The 16,610-nt window shown below is 72.6% G+C and carries 15 protein-coding genes; 8 read left to right on the forward strand and 7 right to left on the reverse strand.

Annotation, left to right across the window (positions count from 1 at the left end; all coding sequences use genetic code 11):
- Positions 1 to 279: 279 nt before the first annotated feature.
- Together I6A60_RS11460 and I6A60_RS11465 are read left to right on the forward strand one after the other, a co-directional pair.
- Positions 280 to 1,734, forward strand: a complete 1,455-nt coding sequence (locus tag I6A60_RS11460; RefSeq protein ID WP_203042563.1) for a cytochrome P450 — start codon at positions 280 to 282, stop codon at positions 1,732 to 1,734.
- A gap of 61 nt (positions 1,735 to 1,795) precedes the next feature.
- A complete protein-coding gene (locus I6A60_RS11465) occupies positions 1,796 to 2,314 on the forward strand; it encodes a hypothetical protein (protein WP_203017744.1) in 519 nt (172 codons plus the stop codon).
- A 23-nt stretch (positions 2,315 to 2,337) separates the two neighbouring features.
- Here I6A60_RS11465 and I6A60_RS11470 read toward each other — a convergent pair whose 3' ends face one another.
- The gene (locus I6A60_RS11470; protein ID WP_203017839.1) at positions 2,338 to 3,705 is read right to left on the reverse strand and encodes a CdaR family transcriptional regulator; all 1,368 of its coding nucleotides are present in this window, start codon (positions 3,703 to 3,705) and stop codon (positions 2,338 to 2,340) included.
- A gap of 198 nt (positions 3,706 to 3,903) precedes the next feature.
- On the opposite strand from I6A60_RS11470, the gene I6A60_RS11475 reads away from it, so the two are divergent.
- Entirely contained in the window at positions 3,904 to 4,968 is a 1,065-nt protein-coding gene (locus tag I6A60_RS11475) for a TerC family protein (protein WP_203017742.1), read from the forward strand.
- Positions 4,969 to 5,202: 234 nt separating this feature from the next.
- The gene (locus I6A60_RS11480; protein ID WP_203017740.1) at positions 5,203 to 5,619 is read left to right on the forward strand and encodes an organic hydroperoxide resistance protein; all 417 of its coding nucleotides are present in this window, start codon (positions 5,203 to 5,205) and stop codon (positions 5,617 to 5,619) included.
- A 20-nt stretch (positions 5,620 to 5,639) separates the two neighbouring features.
- Here I6A60_RS11480 and I6A60_RS11485 read toward each other — a convergent pair whose 3' ends face one another.
- Positions 5,640 to 7,196 (reverse strand): flavin-containing monooxygenase, encoded by a 1,557-nt coding sequence (locus I6A60_RS11485; protein ID WP_374113446.1) that lies wholly within the window; start codon positions 7,194 to 7,196, stop codon positions 5,640 to 5,642.
- A 307-nt stretch (positions 7,197 to 7,503) separates the two neighbouring features.
- Here I6A60_RS11485 and I6A60_RS11490 point away from each other — a divergent pair, with 307 nt between their 5' ends.
- Positions 7,504 to 8,721: a cytochrome P450 gene (locus tag I6A60_RS11490; protein WP_203017736.1), complete on the forward strand. Its 1,218-nt coding sequence runs from the start codon at positions 7,504 to 7,506 to the stop codon at positions 8,719 to 8,721.
- A 195-nt stretch (positions 8,722 to 8,916) separates the two neighbouring features.
- Here I6A60_RS11490 and I6A60_RS11495 read toward each other — a convergent pair whose 3' ends face one another.
- From I6A60_RS11495 to I6A60_RS11510, 4 genes are all read right to left on the reverse strand, one after another.
- Positions 8,917 to 10,053 carry a phosphotransferase gene (locus I6A60_RS11495; RefSeq protein ID WP_203017734.1) on the reverse strand — a complete coding sequence of 379 codons (1,137 nt, stop codon included), beginning with the start codon at positions 10,051 to 10,053 and terminating at the stop codon, positions 8,917 to 8,919.
- A gap of 53 nt (positions 10,054 to 10,106) precedes the next feature.
- Positions 10,107 to 10,778 (reverse strand): hypothetical protein, encoded by a 672-nt coding sequence (locus tag I6A60_RS11500; RefSeq protein WP_203017726.1) that lies wholly within the window; start codon positions 10,776 to 10,778, stop codon positions 10,107 to 10,109.
- Positions 10,779 to 10,784: 6 nt separating this feature from the next.
- Entirely contained in the window at positions 10,785 to 11,546 is a 762-nt protein-coding gene (locus tag I6A60_RS11505; RefSeq protein ID WP_203017724.1) for an SDR family oxidoreductase, read from the reverse strand.
- 222 nt (positions 11,547 to 11,768) lie between these two features.
- Positions 11,769 to 12,656, reverse strand: coding sequence for a PaaI family thioesterase (locus tag I6A60_RS11510; RefSeq protein WP_203017723.1), 888 nt, complete (start codon positions 12,654 to 12,656; stop codon positions 11,769 to 11,771).
- 155 nt (positions 12,657 to 12,811) lie between these two features.
- Between I6A60_RS11510 and I6A60_RS11515 the strand changes: the two genes are divergently transcribed.
- On the forward strand, positions 12,812 to 13,450 hold the full coding sequence (locus I6A60_RS11515; protein ID WP_203017721.1) for a superoxide dismutase family protein: 639 nt from the start codon (positions 12,812 to 12,814) through the stop codon (positions 13,448 to 13,450).
- Between the two features lie 174 nt (positions 13,451 to 13,624).
- Positions 13,625 to 14,344 (forward strand): HAD family hydrolase, encoded by a 720-nt coding sequence (locus I6A60_RS11520; RefSeq protein WP_203015576.1) that lies wholly within the window; start codon positions 13,625 to 13,627, stop codon positions 14,342 to 14,344.
- Between the two features lie 21 nt (positions 14,345 to 14,365).
- On the opposite strand, the gene I6A60_RS11525 is transcribed toward I6A60_RS11520, so the two are convergent.
- On the reverse strand, positions 14,366 to 14,911 hold the full coding sequence (locus I6A60_RS11525; RefSeq protein WP_203015575.1) for a dihydrofolate reductase family protein: 546 nt from the start codon (positions 14,909 to 14,911) through the stop codon (positions 14,366 to 14,368).
- Positions 14,912 to 15,165: 254 nt separating this feature from the next.
- Between I6A60_RS11525 and I6A60_RS11530 the strand changes: the two genes are divergently transcribed.
- Positions 15,166 to 16,371, forward strand: coding sequence for an amidohydrolase family protein (locus I6A60_RS11530; protein WP_203015574.1), 1,206 nt, complete (start codon positions 15,166 to 15,168; stop codon positions 16,369 to 16,371).
- Positions 16,372 to 16,610 lie beyond the last annotated feature (239 nt).

Here is a 16,610-nt window from a genome sequence, read left to right on the forward strand (position 1 = left end):
GCCGACGGGCAATCCGACAGTGGCCGTCGCGCTGGTCGACCCGGCCGGGCACATCGTCGCGTCGCATCCGGCCGGGGGGGGGGGGGGCCCCCCCCCCCCGCCGGCCCCCGCGGGCGACCTCGCCCTGGTGCTGAAGATCGCTCTGCTCGTGGCCCTCGTGGCGGTCCCGCGTTGACCACATGCGCTCGCCCGTCTCATGGCGGCGACGCGACCCGGCCCCGCCGACACCGATGCCCCGACCAGGACAGACCAGTTTCCGATCATGGAGGACAGCACGCGATGACGCCACCCGCTACCACCGCTCCCCTCACCTCGCAGCCACGGGCCGTCGGCGAGGTTCCCGGCCAGTCCGGCGGCCCACTGGCCGCCGTCCGGAGGCTGCGCGCGGACCCGCTGACCAGGCTCACCCAGCTGCGCGACGAGCACGGGCCGATCGTGCGGCTCTCCACCTGGCCGGTGTCGGCGTTCCTGGTGTCCGATCCCGCGGTGGCCGCTGACGCGCTGGTCAGCGGGCATCGCGCGTACGCCAAGGGCGCCGTCGTGCGGGGCGCCGGCTCCCGAACGAACGTGACCCAGCCGTTGACCTACCTGCTCGGCGACGGCCTGCTGACCAGCGCCGGTGACGTGCACCGCCGGCAGCGGCGGCTGATCCAGCCGCTGTTCCACAAGCACCGCATCGCCGAGTACGGCGAGCAGTTCGTCTGCGTCACGGACGACACCGCGGCGACCTGGCGGGACGGCCAGCGGCTCGATCTGCACGCCGAGATGACCGAGATGACGTTGGGGATCGTCGCGCGGACCCTGTTCGACGTCCCGCTCGACGACGAGGTCGTCACGGTGGTCCGCGACGCGGTGGCCCGTAACCTGCCGGCGGCCCGGCGCGCGGCCCTGCCCGGCTTCACCCGGGTCGAACAGCTCCCGGTGGGCGGGCCGGCGCGCCGGCGCGACAGCCGGGAGGCACTCGACCGTGCGGTCTACGAGATGATCGCCGACCGGCGCGCCACCGGTGCCACCGGCTCCGACCTGCTGTCGCTGCTGCTGGACACCCAGGATGCCGACACCGGCGAGCGGATGAGCGACAGCCAGATCCGCGACGAGGCGATGACGCTCCTGCTCGCCGGCCACGAGACGACCGCGAACGCGCTGGCCTGGACGTTCCACCTGCTCGGCGAGCACCGGGACGTGGCCGCGCGGCTGCACGCCGAGGTCGACGCGGTCCTCGGCGGCCGGCCCCCCACGTTCGAGGACCTCCCCCGGCTGGCCTACACCAACGCGGTCTTTTCCGAGTCGATGCGGCTGTTTCCGCCGGTCTGGGCGATGGGCCGCCATCTCGTCGAGGACCGGGAGGTGGCCGGGTACCTGCTGCCCGCCGGGTCGACGCTGGTCTTCAGCCAGTGGGTGATCCACCGCGACGAGCGCTGGTGGCCGGACCCGACCCGCTTCGACCCGACCCGCTGGCTGGACGCGGACGAATCCGGCGGCACCGGTCAGGAGAGCACGGCCGGCGGCCCGCACGCCCCGGGCCGGCCGCGGTTCGCCTACTTCCCGTTCGGTGGCGGGCCGCGCCAGTGCATCGGGAACAGCTTCGCGGTGGCCGAGGGCGTCCTGGCGCTGGCGACGATCGCCCGGCGCTGGTCCTTCACGGCCGCGACCGGCGATCCGGTCGTGCCCGAGCCGCTGGTCACCCTGCGCCCCAAGGGCGGCCTGCCGATGATCGCCCACCTGCGGCACTGACCCGGTCGCCGCGTCCGCCGGCGGCCCACCATCCCTTCATCATCCAGTTCGGGAGAGATACGTGAACAGTCGGAACCGGCTTGGCCGCTCGGTCCTGCTCACCGGCGGCCTGCTACTGCTCGTGCCGGGATGCCGGGCCGGCGCCGCGGCGGTGTCGACGGCGGACGCCGCGCCCGCCACCGCCCCGGCCGCCGTCGCCGGGTCGAGCGCTCCCGTCGGGGCCGGGACCGGCGGCGCCGGCTCGCTGACGCTCGGCATCACGAGCCCGATCGCCGTCGCGGGCCACGTTGACACCGCCGTGAGCTGTCAGATCGCCGGGCGACGGTACGCCGAGTCCGCGACCGGCTCCGTCGGCGGGTCGACCGTGGCCGAGAGCGTCCGCGTCGCCAGCTACACCGGCCCCGGCTCCTACTCGGCGCTGGTCACCGTCTCCCTGGTCGGGCCCGACGCCGCCCGGTACGCCGTCGACGCGGTGCCGGCGACCGTCATGATCACCTCGACCGGCGGCTCGGTCTCGTTCAGCGCCAGCACCAGCGCCGGACGCACGCTGGCCGGCTCGATCAGCTGGGCCTGCTCCTAGCCCGGCAGACTGCCCCGCCGGTGTCAGGGGGTCGGCGGGTCCCAGTCCAGGAGGCGGGCGCCGAGCACGGCCGTCTGCAGCACGTAGCGGTCTGTCGGTGCGGTCGGGTCGTGCCCGGTGAGCTGGTGCACGCGGTCCAGCCGGTAGGTGAGCGCCCGGGCCGACAGGTGCAGCCGGCGCGCAGCGGCGAGCGCGACGGCGCCCGCCGCGAAGTAGGCGTCCAGCGTGTCCAGCAGCGGGCCCGCGCCACCGCGGGCGGTCCGCAGCGGGCCTAGCACGCTGTCCACCAGCTCGACCAGGGCCTCCCGGTCTCGCAGCAGCACCCGGAAGATCAACAGGTCGTCGGCATGGGTCGGCTGGCGCACGAGGCCGAGACGCCCGGCCAGCTCGACCACCGAGGACGCCTCGGCGAATCCGATCCGCGTGCCGGTCACCCCGGTACGCGGGCGGCTGACCCCGACCCGCCAGGGCGGTGAGCCGGCCGCCGCCGACAGGGCGGCGGTGAGCGCCCCGAGCGCCCGGGGCGCCCCGCTGGAGGCGACGGACGCGTTCCGCAGCGGGGTGAAGAACGACGAGCCTCCCCCGCCTGGCCCCGGCCGGCCGCCCACCTCCGGTCCCTGCTGACCGGCACCGGCCGCGGGTGGGCCGGGCCGCGGCGGCTCGGGCTGGACCGGTTCCGCCGTCGTCGGGTCGTCGGCGGGCTCCTGCGGCACCACGCACACGAGCAGGCCGTCCTTGACCGCGACGAGCGGCTCGGTAGCGCAGGTCGAGCGCAGCGCCGCGTCCACGGCTCGGCTGGTCCCCCGGCCGTCGACGAACCGGCGCTCGCCGGCCGCGACGAACACGACATGCGGGGCCTCCAGGTGCAGTCCGAAGGCGGCGGACCGTTCGAGCACCAGGCCCGGGTCGGTCGACGTTCCGGTCAGCAGGTCGTCGATCAGCTCACGGCGCAGGGCCTCCTCGGCCCTGGCCCGCGCCGACCGGGCGGCCTCGTAGCCCTCGCACACGGCGGCGACCGCGTCGTCGCTGGCCCGCAGCACGGCGGCGGCCGCCGCCCGCGTCCGGTCGGCCTCGTTGCGGGTGCCCGCGGCACGCACGGCGGGCAACGACGGCCAGGCCCGCCAGGTCGCGGACAGATAGAGGTCGACGAGCGCCCGCAGCGACGCCCCCGACTCGGCCGCCGCCTGGCCGAGCCCGTGGAAGCGGGCCAGCTCCGCCGCGGCGAGCCGGCGGCCGGTCTGGGCCGCGGACGCGAGCGTCGGCAGGTAGTCGCCGAGCAGGCTGGCCGGCAGCCGGGCGTCCTGCGCGGCCAGGACCGCCGCCCGGGGCAGCCTGGTCAGGCTGGTGCCCGGCAGGCCCGGCGAGCCCTCGGGCTCCTCGTCAACCGGCACGGTCACCCTCCGATCTCTCGAATCACCAGGGCAGCGAGACCGCCCGGTGCGCGTTTCTTGCCGAGTCTCGGCAATCAGACCCTAGCCAACGTCGCGCACATCGCGCCCTTGCTGCCGTGAGTCCGCAAGGCCGTGGCCCGTTGAATAGGACGTGGGCCCAGCCAGGCCCGACTACCCGGACTCACTGGAGGAACGGTCATGCACGTCCCCATCTGGGCCTGGGCAGCCTTCGTCGCCGCCCTTGTCGCCCTGCTGGCCATCGATCTGCTCGCGCACCGGCGGGCCCACGTGATCAAATTTCGCGAGGCGGCGCTGTGGAGCGCGCTGTGGGTGAGCCTCGGCCTCGGCTTCGCCCTCGTCATCTGGGCCTGGCAGGGGCCGACGGCGGCCGGGCAGTACACGGCGGCCTGGCTGCTGGAGAAGAGCCTGTCGGTCGACAACCTGTTCGTGTTCGCCCTGATCTTCGGGTACTTCAAGGTGCCTCGGCAGTACCAGCACCGGGTGCTGTTCTACGGCGTGCTGGGCGCGCTGGTCCTGCGGTTCGCCTTCATCGCCGGCGGCATGGCGCTGCTCAACGCCTTCCACGTCGTGATCTACCTGTTCGGCGCGTTCCTGGTCTTCACAGCGATCAAGATGGTGCGTGGGTCCGGGGTCGAGATGGACCCGGGCCAGAGCAGGGCGGTCCGGCTGCTGCGCCGGGTCATGCCGGTGACGGACCAGTACGAGGGCCAGCGGTTCCTGCTGCGCCGCCGGGGCGTCCTCGTCGCGACGCCGCTGCTGGCCGTCCTGGTCGCGGTCGAGACGGCCGACGTGCTGTTCGCCTTCGACTCGGTCCCGGCCGCGCTTGGCGTCACCGACCAGACGTTCCTGGTGTACACGGCGAACGCGCTGGCCATCCTCGGGCTGCGGTCGCTGTTCTTCCTGCTCTCCGGTGCGCTCGACCGGTTCCACCACCTGGGCACCGGGCTCGCCGTCATCCTCGCGTTCATCGGCGCGAAGATGCTGCTCACCGACGTCGTGCACATTCCGATCGCCGTCTCGCTCGGCGCGATCGGGGTCGTGCTCACCGCGTCGATCATCTGGTCGCTGGTCACCCCGGCGCCAGAGAAGCCGGCCGAGCCGGAGTCGTCGCACGAGCCCGGTGACCCGCCCGCCGCACTGGAGGGCACCGCCGAGCCGGCGCTGGACGGGGAACTCGTGGGCTCTCCCGCTGGTGACTCGCGATTGGTCGACCAGGGCGCGGGCGACCTCGTTCAGCGGTAGCCCGGTGCACGGGCCGGGTGGTCGCCGGAGCAGCCGGCCACCCGGCCCGCTTTCACGTCCATGATCACCGTTTCGGCCCTCCGGTGGCTGTGGAAGGGCCCTCAGCACAACCATCGGAGGGCCCAGGCAGCGATCTACGACCCTCGTCACCATCCTTGCGTCAGAGAAATAGGGCGCAATATGGTTGTGCACGATCGATCGACTCGCGATCGACCACCGGCGATCGGAGGAACCATGGAAGCGATCTACACCGCCACGGCCACCGCCTCGGGCGACGGCCGCAACGGTCACAGCGAGAGCGACGACGGCCTGCTCTCGGTCGACGTCCGGATTCCCAAGGAGATGGGCGGCCCTGGTGGGGCCACCAACCCGGAGCAGCTGTTCGCCGCCGGCTACGCCGCCTGTTTCCACTCCGCGCTCAAGCTCGTCGGCGGGTCGGAGAAGGCCGACCTGGAGGGCTCGCAGGTCTCGGTCAGCGTGTCGATCGGCGCCCGGCCCGACGGCGGCTTCGGCCTGGCCGTCGAGATCGACGTGCACGCCCCGCGCCTCGACCGCGAGACCACCACGGCGCTCGTCCAGAAGGCGCACGAGGTCTGCCCCTACTCGAACGCGACCCGGGGGAACGTCGAGGTCGCGCTCACCGTCGTCTGACCACGCCCGGCCGCCGCCGGCTAACCGATCTTGAAGCCGGTGTACCCGGCGGCGGCTATCTCGTCGCAGCGCTGGCGGAACGACGGGAGACCGGCGACATAGGTGGTGTACATGCGCTTCTTGCCGGGGACGTTGGCGCCGTTGTACCAGGAGTTGCAGTCCGGGTGCATCAGCACGCTGCCGCTGACCAGCGCGAGGATCTCGTCGATCCATTCGGCCTGCGCGGACGGCAGGGCCTCAATGGTCCGGTGGCCGCCGGCGCGCAGGTGGGCGACGCAGTCAGCGATCCACTCGATGTGGTGCTCCATGGCGGCCAGGAAGTTCGACGCCGCCGACGGGCTGCCCGGGCCCTGGACCAGGAACAGGTTGGGGAAGTCGGAGACCTGCAGGCCGAGGTAGGCGACCGGGCCCTCGGTGGCCCAGACGTCGCGCAGCAGCGCGCCGCCGCGGCCGCGCACCTCGATGCGGGACAGCGCGCCGGTCAGGGCGTCGAAGCCGGTCGCGAACAGGATCGCGTCGAGCTCGTGGTGCTCCCGCTCGGTCCGGATACCGGTCGGGGTGATCTCCTGGATCGCGTCCTTGCGCAGGTCGACCAGGGTCACGTTGGGGCGGTTGAAGGTCTCGTAGTAGCCCTGGTCGATGATCGGCCGCTTGCAGCCGAACGGGTAGGTCGGGACCAGCGACGCCGCCGTCTCCGGGTCGTGCACGATGCGCGCGACGGCCTCGCCGTAGAGCGCGGTGGCCATGCGGATGGCCTCGGGGTCGAACATGACGTCGCTCCAGTAGAGCGCGCCGACGACGCCCTTCTCCTTGATGGCGCGCAGCTGCTCCTCCCGCGACGCGGTCCGCAGCGGCGGGAGGCCGCCCATCTTGACCAGCACCGAGAACGCGCTGGTCCGCGCCGCGCCGACGTGCGCGAGCAGCTGGGCCGCGCGGATCTCGTCGTACCGGGACCGCAGCTCCTCGAACTCGCCCGGCTCGTACCGCCGGGCCGGCGACGGCAGCGTGTAGGCGGCCGACCGCTGGAACACGGTCAGGTGCTCGGCCTGCTCGGCGACGACCGGGATGGCCTGGACGCCGGTCGAGCCGGTGCCGATGACGGCCACCCGCTGGCCGGTGAAGTCGTGGCCCTCGCGCGGGAACCGGTTGCTGTACAGGGTTGAGCCGCGGAACGTCGCCAGGCCGGGAATCCTGGGGTCGAGCGGCGCGGACAGGATGCCGGTCGCGGCGACGACGAACGGCGCGACGAACCGCTCGCCGGCCTCGGTCGTCACCAGCCAGGTCTGGTTGGCCTCGTCGAAGGTCATCGCGGCGACCCTCGTGTCGAACTGGATGTCGCGACGCAGGTCGAGCCGGTCGGCGACGAAGTTCAGGTAGGCCTCGATCTCGGCCTGGCCCGGAAGCAGCTCGCTCCAGGTCCATTCCTGCTGGATCTCGGCCGAGAAGCTGTACGAGTACTCGATGCTCTCGATGTCGCAGCGGGCCCCGGGGTAGCGGTTGAACAGCCACGTCCCGCCGACCCGGTCCGCCGCCTCCAGGACCCGGACCCGCAGGCCGAGCTCCCGCAGCCGGTACAGCGCGTAGAGACCGGAGAACCCGGCACCTACGACGACAGCGTCGAGCCTCCCGACCTCGTCGCCGCTCTCGCGGGACGCTAACGCCCGCGCCGTACCCGCCGCCACGTCGACCACAGCTCGCTCCTCCGCCAGACTCCCACCGACCCCGATAAGTCTATATATTTCAAGTCGGCGGTAGCGGCGTCAAGGCCAGCGACAGGGGCCTGGACGGCCGGCCGCCGTGGTCACGCCTGTGCCACCTCGGCGACGAGACCGGTACGGGCGGGCCGCCCGCAGGACCAGCCGAGCGCGCCGAGAGGGACGGGACATGAACGTCGAGGAAGCCGCCCAGGTGTTCACCGACCCGCGGGCCTACGCGGACGAGGACCGGTTCCACGCCGCCTGCGCCCTGCTGCGCCGCGAGTCACCCGTGCACTGGGTCGAGTCCGACAGCCTGGCGCCGTTCTGGGCGATCACCCGGTACGACGACGTCATGGAGATCTCCCGCGACTCCGAGACCTGGCACAACGCCCCGCGGACGGCGGTCAACCAGGACCCGGCGCAGCCTCCGCCGCCGGTGCGGACGCTGGTGCAGATGGACCCGCCGGACCACCTGGTCTACCGGCACGTCAGCGCCGACTGGTTCAAGCCGGCCGGGGTCCGCCGGCTGTCCAGGCGCATCGAGGAGCTCGCGAAGCGCTTCGTCGACCACATGGCGACGCTCGGCGGCGAGTGCGACTTCGTCGCCGACGTCGCCGCGCACTACCCGCTGTACGTCATCCTGTCGCTGCTCGGGCTGCCCGAGGACGACTTCCCCCGGATGCTCAAGCTCACCCAGGAGCTGTTCGGGGCGAACGACGCGGACCTCGCCCGCAACACCAGCGACTCCGCGGCCGCGGAGACCCTGCTGGAGTTCTTCGAGTACTTCCAGGGCGTGACCGAGGAACGGCGCAAGAACCCGGGCGACGACCTGGCGTCCGTGATCGCCAACGCGTCGATCCACGGGGAGAGCATCGGCATGCTCGAGGCGGTCGGCTACTACGTGCTGATCGCCACCGCCGGGCACGACACGACGAGCGCGGCGATCTCCGGCGGCCTGCACGCGCTGCTGACCCACCCGGACCAGCAGCGCCGCCTGGTCGCCGACCCGGGCCTGGTCACCACGGCGGTCGACGAGATGATCCGCTGGGTGTCGCCGGTGAAGCACTTCATGCGGACCGCGACCAGGGACACCGAGGTCCACGGCGTCCCGATCGCCGCCGGCCAGGCCGTCCTGCTCTCGTACCCGTCGGCGAACCGCGACGAGGACGTCTTCGAGCACCCGGACGCCTTCGACGTCGGGCGGACCCCGAACAAGCACGTCGGCTTCGGCTTCGGCGCGCACTACTGCCTCGGCACCCACCTGGCCCGCCTGGAGGGCCGCGCCCTGTACGCCGAGCTGGTCCCCCGGCTGCGCTCGGTCGAGCTGGCCGGCGAGCCCGAGTACATGCGAACCCTCTTCGTCGGCGGCCCCAAGCGCCTCCCGATCCGCTACACCCTGACCTGACACACCCCGGCCTGGCCGCACCGCGCGCGGCCAGGCCGACGGCCGGTCCGACGGCCGCCTTGATCGCCGTTTCCGCCCTGTGGTGGTCGCAAATGGGCTACGTCCACGACCGCCGGAGGGCCGAAACGGCGATCATGGAGCCTCCGGGTGATCCACGAGGAGCGGCACCGGCCAGCGGCGTCCGCCGAAGGGCCGTCAGGACGTCAGCAGGTCCAGGGTGCCTAGGTCGCGGATGGCGGCGCAGGCGTTGGCGGCCATCGACAGGAACATCTGGTCGGAGCGCTCGGTCGGCGCGCTGGCGCTGTACATGCAGCCCAGGATGGTGATGAGCGGGCCCTGCGGCTGGCCGAGCCGGTAGTCCGTGAAGCAGTCGTCGAGCGAGTAGTCCGTGACGCCGTACTCGACCAGGGCCTCGTGGTAGGCCCCGACGAGCGCCTTCTGGTCGGTTCGGCGCAGGGCGGGCGGAAGCGCGGTCGACAGGAAGTAGGCCAGGTCGCGCCCGGGGAAACCGACCTCCAGCGACTGCCAGTCGACGGCCGTGACGTCGTCGTCGGCGGCGAACAGGAGGTTGTCGAGCCGGTAGTCGCCGTGGATCAGGGAGTGGCGCCCGGCGATGCGCCGGCCCCACCCGGACATCGCTTCGGCGGTCTGGCGCAGCGTGTCCGCGTCCTCCGGTGCCAGCATCGCCGCGAACCGCTCGACGAAGCCCGCGGTCGCGGTCACCAGCAGGCGCCCGAAGTTGGTCAGGGCTCGTTCGTCGCCGCGGCGCAGCCAGGCCAGCCCGCCGCCGGTCAGCCGGTCGTCGTTCCAGAACGATGCGTGCAGCCCGGCGAGGTTGCGGACCGCGGCGGCGGCCTGCTCGACGGTGCATCCCTCGACCTGGCTGCCGGGTAACGCGGGGTGGGCGTCCTGGAGCACCAGGGTGAATTGGCGGGCGTCCGCCGTGATGTCGGCGCTCCAGCAGCGCGGGACCCGGATCTGGGCCGCCGGGGCGAACAGGCGGTAGAAGTTGACCTCGGTGCGGTAGCCGAGGCCGATCAGGTCCCTGACCTCGTCGGGGCCGGTTGCCATCTTGAGCACCACGGTCCGCGGCGCGTCGTCCTCGGCGCCTGGACCGGGCCGGGCGTCGAGGACGAACCGGTAGCTGGCGCCGAGCTGGCCGGTGCCGATCGGCTCGTACGACAGCCCGGTCACCTCGAGGTCGGTGCCGCCGGCGCGCAGCACGCTGGTCATCCATTCGGGGGTGACCTCGGCCGGGTCGTCGACCACCCAGACGCCGGGTGCCGCCTCCGCCTCGTCCAGGGGAGTGTCCGACAGGTTGCCGCTCTTCATTAGTCCCTCACCTGGGTGTTCAGCGCCGGTTGGTCACGACATTCGGCCGGAGTTCAGGGAGTCAGACCCGGGCCCGGCTGTTCCCGGCGCGGCGACACCGGTGGCAGCCGGGCCCGGTCGCCCTGGACCGCGTCCATCCGGGCCTCGCACAGCCGGACGTCGCCGGCCAGCAGCTCACCGGTCGAGCGGATGCGCCCGCCGTCGAGTGACCTGGTCAGCACGAAACGCAGGTCGGTGAGCACCGGGGTGGGGCGGCGGTAGCGCAGCTCCAGCCCGGCCGTCTTGCCGGCCACGCCGACGTCGCAGTTGTGGTGCTGGATCGCCGCGTCGAAGAACAGCGCCAGGAAGCCGCCGTGCACCAGGCCCGGCGGGCCCTCGTAGGCGACGGGAAAGTTGACAATGCCCGTCGCCTCGTCGCCGTCGACGACGATCTCGTACTCGGGGAAACCCGGGTTGAACGCGCCGATGTGACGGGAGTGGTCCAGGTAGACCCGGCCGTCGCCGTCGGCCGCGGCGCCGACGCGGGGCGCCGGATCGGCCGAGGCGAGCGGCGCCAAGCGCCGCTCAGCCTCGGCCAACGCGTCGAGGAGCGCGTCCAGCTCAGGGGCCGGGTGTTCCAGCGACAGCGCGAGACCGGTGACCCGCCGTAGCCGGGCGGCGAGCTCGACCGTCTGCGCGAGGGGCGCGACGCCGAACGTCCAGCGGTCCGCGCCCGGCGTCGGCACGTCGTCCTACTTCGGGGAGAAGCGCTGGCCGCCGTCGAGCCGGATGGTCGAGCCGTTGAGCATCGGGTTCTCGATGATCCCCACGGCGAGGCGGGCGTACTCCTCGGGCCGGCCCATCCGCTTCGGGAACGCCGCGTCCTTGGTCAGGACCTTCTCGAACTCCTCCGGGATCCCAGCGGTCAGACCCGTGTGGAACAGGCTCGGCGCGATCGCGTTCACCCGGATACCGAGAGAACCCAGGTCACGAGCCATCGTCAGGCACATCGCGGCCACACCACCCTTGGCGGCCGTGTAGGCGATCTGCCCGATCTGACCCTCGAACGCGGCGATCGACGCGGTGTTGATGATCACACCGCGCTCGCCGTCCTCGTTCGGCTCCTGCTTGCTCATCTGCCAGGCGGCGAGCCGGGCCACGTTGAACGTGCCCGTCAGGTTCAGGTCGATGACCTTCTGGAACTCCTTCAACGGCAGCGGCCCCTCCTTGCTGACCGTCCGGATCGACCGGGAGCCGCCCGCGGTGTTCACCACCGCGTCGATCCCACCCAACGCGCTGGTCGCCGCGTCCAGGACGCCCTCGACGCCCTCGAAGTCCGTGACGTCGCAGACGTGGAAACTACCGCCGAGGTCATCGGCGACGGCCTGTCCGGCGCTGGTCGGCAGGTCCAGGATCGCGACCTTGCCCCCACGCGCGACGACCAGTTCCGCCGTCGCCTTGGCCATGCCCGAGGCACCACCCACGACGACCGCCCGCAGCCCCTTGAGCTCCACGCGCCGTTCCTCCCTGCTCGGGTCCGACAGGCACGAGCGCGGGGTACCCGACCACTCGTGGCTGACCTGCCGGAACAACTGGATCTTTCCTGCCGGCCGGGCGCTGGCTTGGCGCCCGGCGGTTCTCGGTACGACGGATAAAGTATGCGTTTCCAGCTGCCCGCGCCCGGGCCGCCTCGCCCACCGGTCCGCCGGCCGGAACCCGCCGTCGGGCGGGGTCCGTCAGACGGGGTCGGTGAGGCGCACGGTCGCGACGGTGCTCAGCTTGCCGACCCCGGCATCGGTGATGCGCACGACGGAGAACCGGCCGTCGCCCTCGGCCACCGCCCGCGCCGGGCCGGTCGAGATCGGCCGGAAGTACCGGACGTTCATCGCCTCCACCACGACCGGACCCGCCGCCAGCGAGGACGCGGCCTCCTCCGCGGCGAACGAGACCAGGCCGCCCTGAATCGCGCCCGTGGCGTTCAGCCCGTCGGGACGGCGCGCCATCTCGAACGTGCCGGGCACGACGGTCCGGCCACCGACCCGGTCCGCGAGCGGCTGGGCCAGGGGTGGCGGGTTGCCCCAGGCCCGCGGGAAACCCTCGGGAAACACGTCGCGCGGGTTCGGCGACGCGATGAAGGAGACGAGCGCGACCGCCAGCGGCGCGCCCGAGGCCTCGTCGTGGAACCGCGTCTCGCTGACGACCACCGTCCGGCCGACCTTCAGCAGCCGGGCGACGACGCCGATCCGGACGCCGCTGCGCGCCTGGGCGTACAGCTGGATCTCCAGGTCGAGCGTCAGCGGGATCCGGGGGCTGAGCGCCTCGCCCACGACGGTGCCGGCGATGACGTCCGCCCAGGTCGCCAGCACTGAGGTGCGCAGCGTCGACGTTCCCGGCACACACAGGTGCGGCGTCACCTGCGCGCGCCCCTGCAGGGCGCCCTCGCCGCCGGTCAGGCGCAGGCCGAGCTCGGTGACGATGTGGCTGGTCGGCGGGGCCTCGTCGTGGGCGGCCGCCCGCGCCGCCGGAACCTCGCCGCTCGCTCCGCCGGCGGGAACGGGGCTGGCGGGAACGGCGGGGGCCGGCGCCGGGTGCGCCCCGGGCCCGGACCGTGCTGCGACGTCCATGGGCCAATCCTCGCATAAAGGGTTAGATATTTTCAGGCCGCCTCCGGCCGGCTCGGGCACGGCTGGGCCGCCACCGGACCCCGATCCGGAATCCATCACGTGGCGCGCACGAGCGCCTACTTTACGTTTACCTTCATGTGACACACAGTGACTTCATGCGCTACAGCAGACTGTCTGCCGTCACGACCGGCATGATCATCGCCCTCGTCCCACTGGCCCTCGCCGGCTGCGGCTCCACCACGGACCCGTCGGCGTCCGCCGCCACACCCTCGGCCTCGGCCTCGACGAGCTCCACGCCGTCGCCGCCGCCGGTCCTGACGGTCCCGCCCACCGTCGTGCTCACCCGGTTCGCCCGGTACAGCCAGGACGCCAAGGCCATCACCTACGACCCGGCCCGCGTCCCCGTCGACGCGGACGTAGCCGTCGTGTCGGCGCAGGCCGCCGGCCATACCGTCACCGTGCTCGCGGTCCGCGGGCTGCCACCGAACCAGCACTTCGGCGCGCACGTGCACCAGAACGCCTGCGGTCAGAGCCCCGAGGACGCCGGCTCGCACTACCAGCACCAGGTCGACCCGAAGCAGCCGTCCGTGGATCCGGCCTACGCCAACTCCCAGAACGAGATCTGGCTCGACTTCACCACGGACTCGACCGGGTCCGCCCATTCCGACTCCACCGTCAACTGGGTCTTCGACGCCCGCCCGCACAAGTCGATCATCATTCACGCGATGCCCACCGACACCGCGCCAGGGCACGCGGGCCAGGCCGGCGACCGGCTCGCCTGCGTCGATCTCTGACCGGGCCCGCCGACCGTTACCTCCTGACCGGTTGCGGAGCCGGCGGCCCCCCTCGGGCCGCCGGCTCCGCGCGGCCGCGGTCCGGCCGCCGAGTCACGGGGCGGATCACTCGATTCGCCCACCGGCCCGCGAATCCGGGCTGATCTTCTGGGGCCCGGCTGTCAGAATCGCCTCGTGCTACACGGGGTTTTCTTCGATCTTGACGACACGCTCGTCGACCAGCGGACGGCGGCCGACGCGGCCGTCATCGGGTGGGCGGCCGGGCACGGCATCACCGATCCGCGGGCCAGCGAACGCTGGGCCAGCATCTCCGAGGTCCACTACGCGCGCTACCAGCAGCGGGAGATCACCTTCACGGAGCAACGGCGCGCCCGGGTGCGCGAGTTCCTCTCGCCCACCGTGACCGACAGCGAGGCGGACACCCTCTTCGCCGGCTACCTGTCCCGCTACCGGGCCGGCTGGGCACAGTTCGACGACGCCGTCCCGGCCCTGCGCCGGGCCCGCACGGCGGGGCTCACGGTCGCGGTCCTCACCAACGGGGACGAGGAGCACCAGCGGCTCAAGCTGCGCGAGGTCGGCCTGGTCGGGGAGATCGACGTCCTGGTCGCCTCCTCGATGCTCCCGGTCGGGAAGCCGGACCCACGCGCCTTCGCGGGCGCGCTCGCGATCCTCGGCCTGAGCGCCGAGGAGGTGCTGATGGTCGGCGACTCGCTGCACAAGGACGTGCGGGCCGCCCTCGACGTGGGCATCAGCGCGATCCTGCTCGACCGCTACGGGGCCCATCCCGGGGTCGACGTTCCCCGGATCCGTAGCCTGCACGAGCTCTCGTTCGCCGATCGGCGCTGGGCCGCTGACGCTGTGCACGGCGACGGACGGCCGCACCCACCACGGTGAGGCTCCCCACGTCCGACGGGGTCAGGCGCGCGGGCCGATCACGTCGTAGCGGGCGCAGGTGAAGGACCGGTTGCGGGCGACCTCCACGAGGCGCAGGTCCAGCCGGCGCGGGAGCAGCGGGCGGCCGGCACCGAGGGTCACCGGGGCGATCGAGACGATCACGGCGTCGAGCAGGCCCTCGTCGGCGAACTGGCCGGCGAGGTCGCCGCCGCCGACAACCCAGACGTCCTTCCCACCGGCGGCCGCCGTCGCCTCGGCGTGGACCGGCCGGATGCCGCCGCGGGCGAAGCGGATGTCCGCCCCGTCGATCGTCCGCAGGTCTCGGCTGGTCAGGACCCAGGTCGGCTGCCGGTAGTCCCAGGTGCCGCCGGTGGCGATGTGGTTGTCGAGAAGCCACTGGTACGTGGAGGAGCCCATGACCAGCGCGCCGACCTCGCCGAGGAAGTCGTCGTGGTTCATCGGGCCGGCCGGGTCGACGTCCTGGGTGAGCAGCCAGTCGAGCGAGTGGTGCTCGTCGGCGATGAAACCGTCGAGGGTCGTCGCGGTGTAGTAGGTCGTGCGGCTCATCGGTCGGCTGCTCCTGTGGTCTCGTCGGTGCCCCGCGTGCACGTTCGCGGACGGCCCGGGGTGTGCGGCCAGTCTGTCGAGCGTGGCCGGCTCGACGCCCGACAGATCTTGCTGCACGGCGCGCGGAACGTCGATGCCATGCCGACCCAGCAAGCTCGCCAATACATCTAGATGTCTTGGCGCGGTTGCAGTAGAAACGAGGTTTGAGGGGACCGCTGCGCCGCCCCGGCCAGCCGTCCGGTGCGGAGGTGCCGATGGTCCACGACGACGGTGCGGGCGGCGCGGTGTCACGACCGGTAGACGCCGACAACCACTACTACGAGCCACTCGACGCGTTCACCCGCCATCTGGACCGCAAGCTGCGCCATCGCGCGGTGCGGGTGGTCCAGGACGGGTCGCACGCCGAGATGGTCATCGCCGGCAAGGTCAACAACTTCATCCCGAACCCGACCTTCGACCCGGTGATCGTCCCGGGCTGCCTCGACCTGCAGTTCCGCGGCCAGATCCCGGCCGGCGTCGACCCACGCAGCCTGTCGAAGGTCGAGCCCATCTCCCCCGCCTACCGGGACCGTGACGTCCGGGTCGCGACGATGGACGCCCAGGGCCTCGACGCGGTGCTGCTGTTCCCGACGCTGGGCTGCGGCGTCGAGCAGGCGCTGACGCACGACGTGCCGGCGACGATGGCGAGCCTCACCGCGTTCAACCGCTGGCTCGAGGACGACTGGGGCTACGCCTACCAGGACCGGATCTTCGCCGCTCCGATGATCTCGCTGGCCGACCCGGTCGCCGCCGTCGCGGAGATCGACCGGGTCCTCGGGCTCGGCGCCCGGGTCGTGCACGTCCGCCCGGCGCCGGTGCCGACCGGCGGCGACCGGGGCCGGTCCCTGGGCGACCGGGCGCACGACCCGGTCTGGGCCCGGCTCGCCGAGGCGAACATCCCGGTGGCCTTCCACCTCGGCGACAGCGGCTACAACAGGACGGTCGGCGCCGCCTGGGGCGGGCCTGAGGAGTTCGCGCCGTTCCGCGCGCCGGACCCGCTCGGCAGCGTCCTCATCGCCGACCGGGCCATCCACGACACGATGGCGAGCCTGATCGTCGGCGGCGTGTTCACCCGGCATCCGACGCTGCGGGTGGCGAGCATCGAGAACGGCTCCGACTGGGTGTATCCCCTGGTCAAGGGCGTGCGCAAGCTCGCCAACCGGGCGCCGCGCCTCGTTCCCGAGGACCCGCTGGACACGCTGCGCCAGCACGTCTGGGTGACGCCGTACTACGAGGAGGACCTGCGCAAGCTGGCCGACACGATCGGGGTCGAGCGGGTGCTGTTCGGCTCCGACTGGCCGCACGGCGAGGGCCTCGCCGAGCCGGCGTCGTTCGTCGACGAGCTGGGCGCCTTCAGTCCCGACGAGGTGCACCGGATCATGCGCGCCAACTGCGCCGAGCTCATCGGCCTGCCCGGCTGACGACCCAGCGCTGGCCGCCGGGTACTCGGTGGACACCGCGAGCAGCCTCGTGGTTAAGTGTCGAAACTCACTGAATGTGACGCTGGTCTCGTGGCGGGGGGGCCGTCCGGATCGCTGGGCCACACCGTCGAGGGCACGCCGCCACCCGATCCCGTCGAGCCGGGGCAGCTCCCGGGCCGTAAACCGGCCCGGGGCCGACCCGACAGGAACCCTCGGCTGGGGCGGCCGCGCTCGACCTG

The organism is Frankia sp. AgB1.9 (assembly GCF_016786355.1).
GTDB lineage: Bacteria > Actinomycetota > Actinomycetes > Frankiales > Frankiaceae > Pseudofrankia.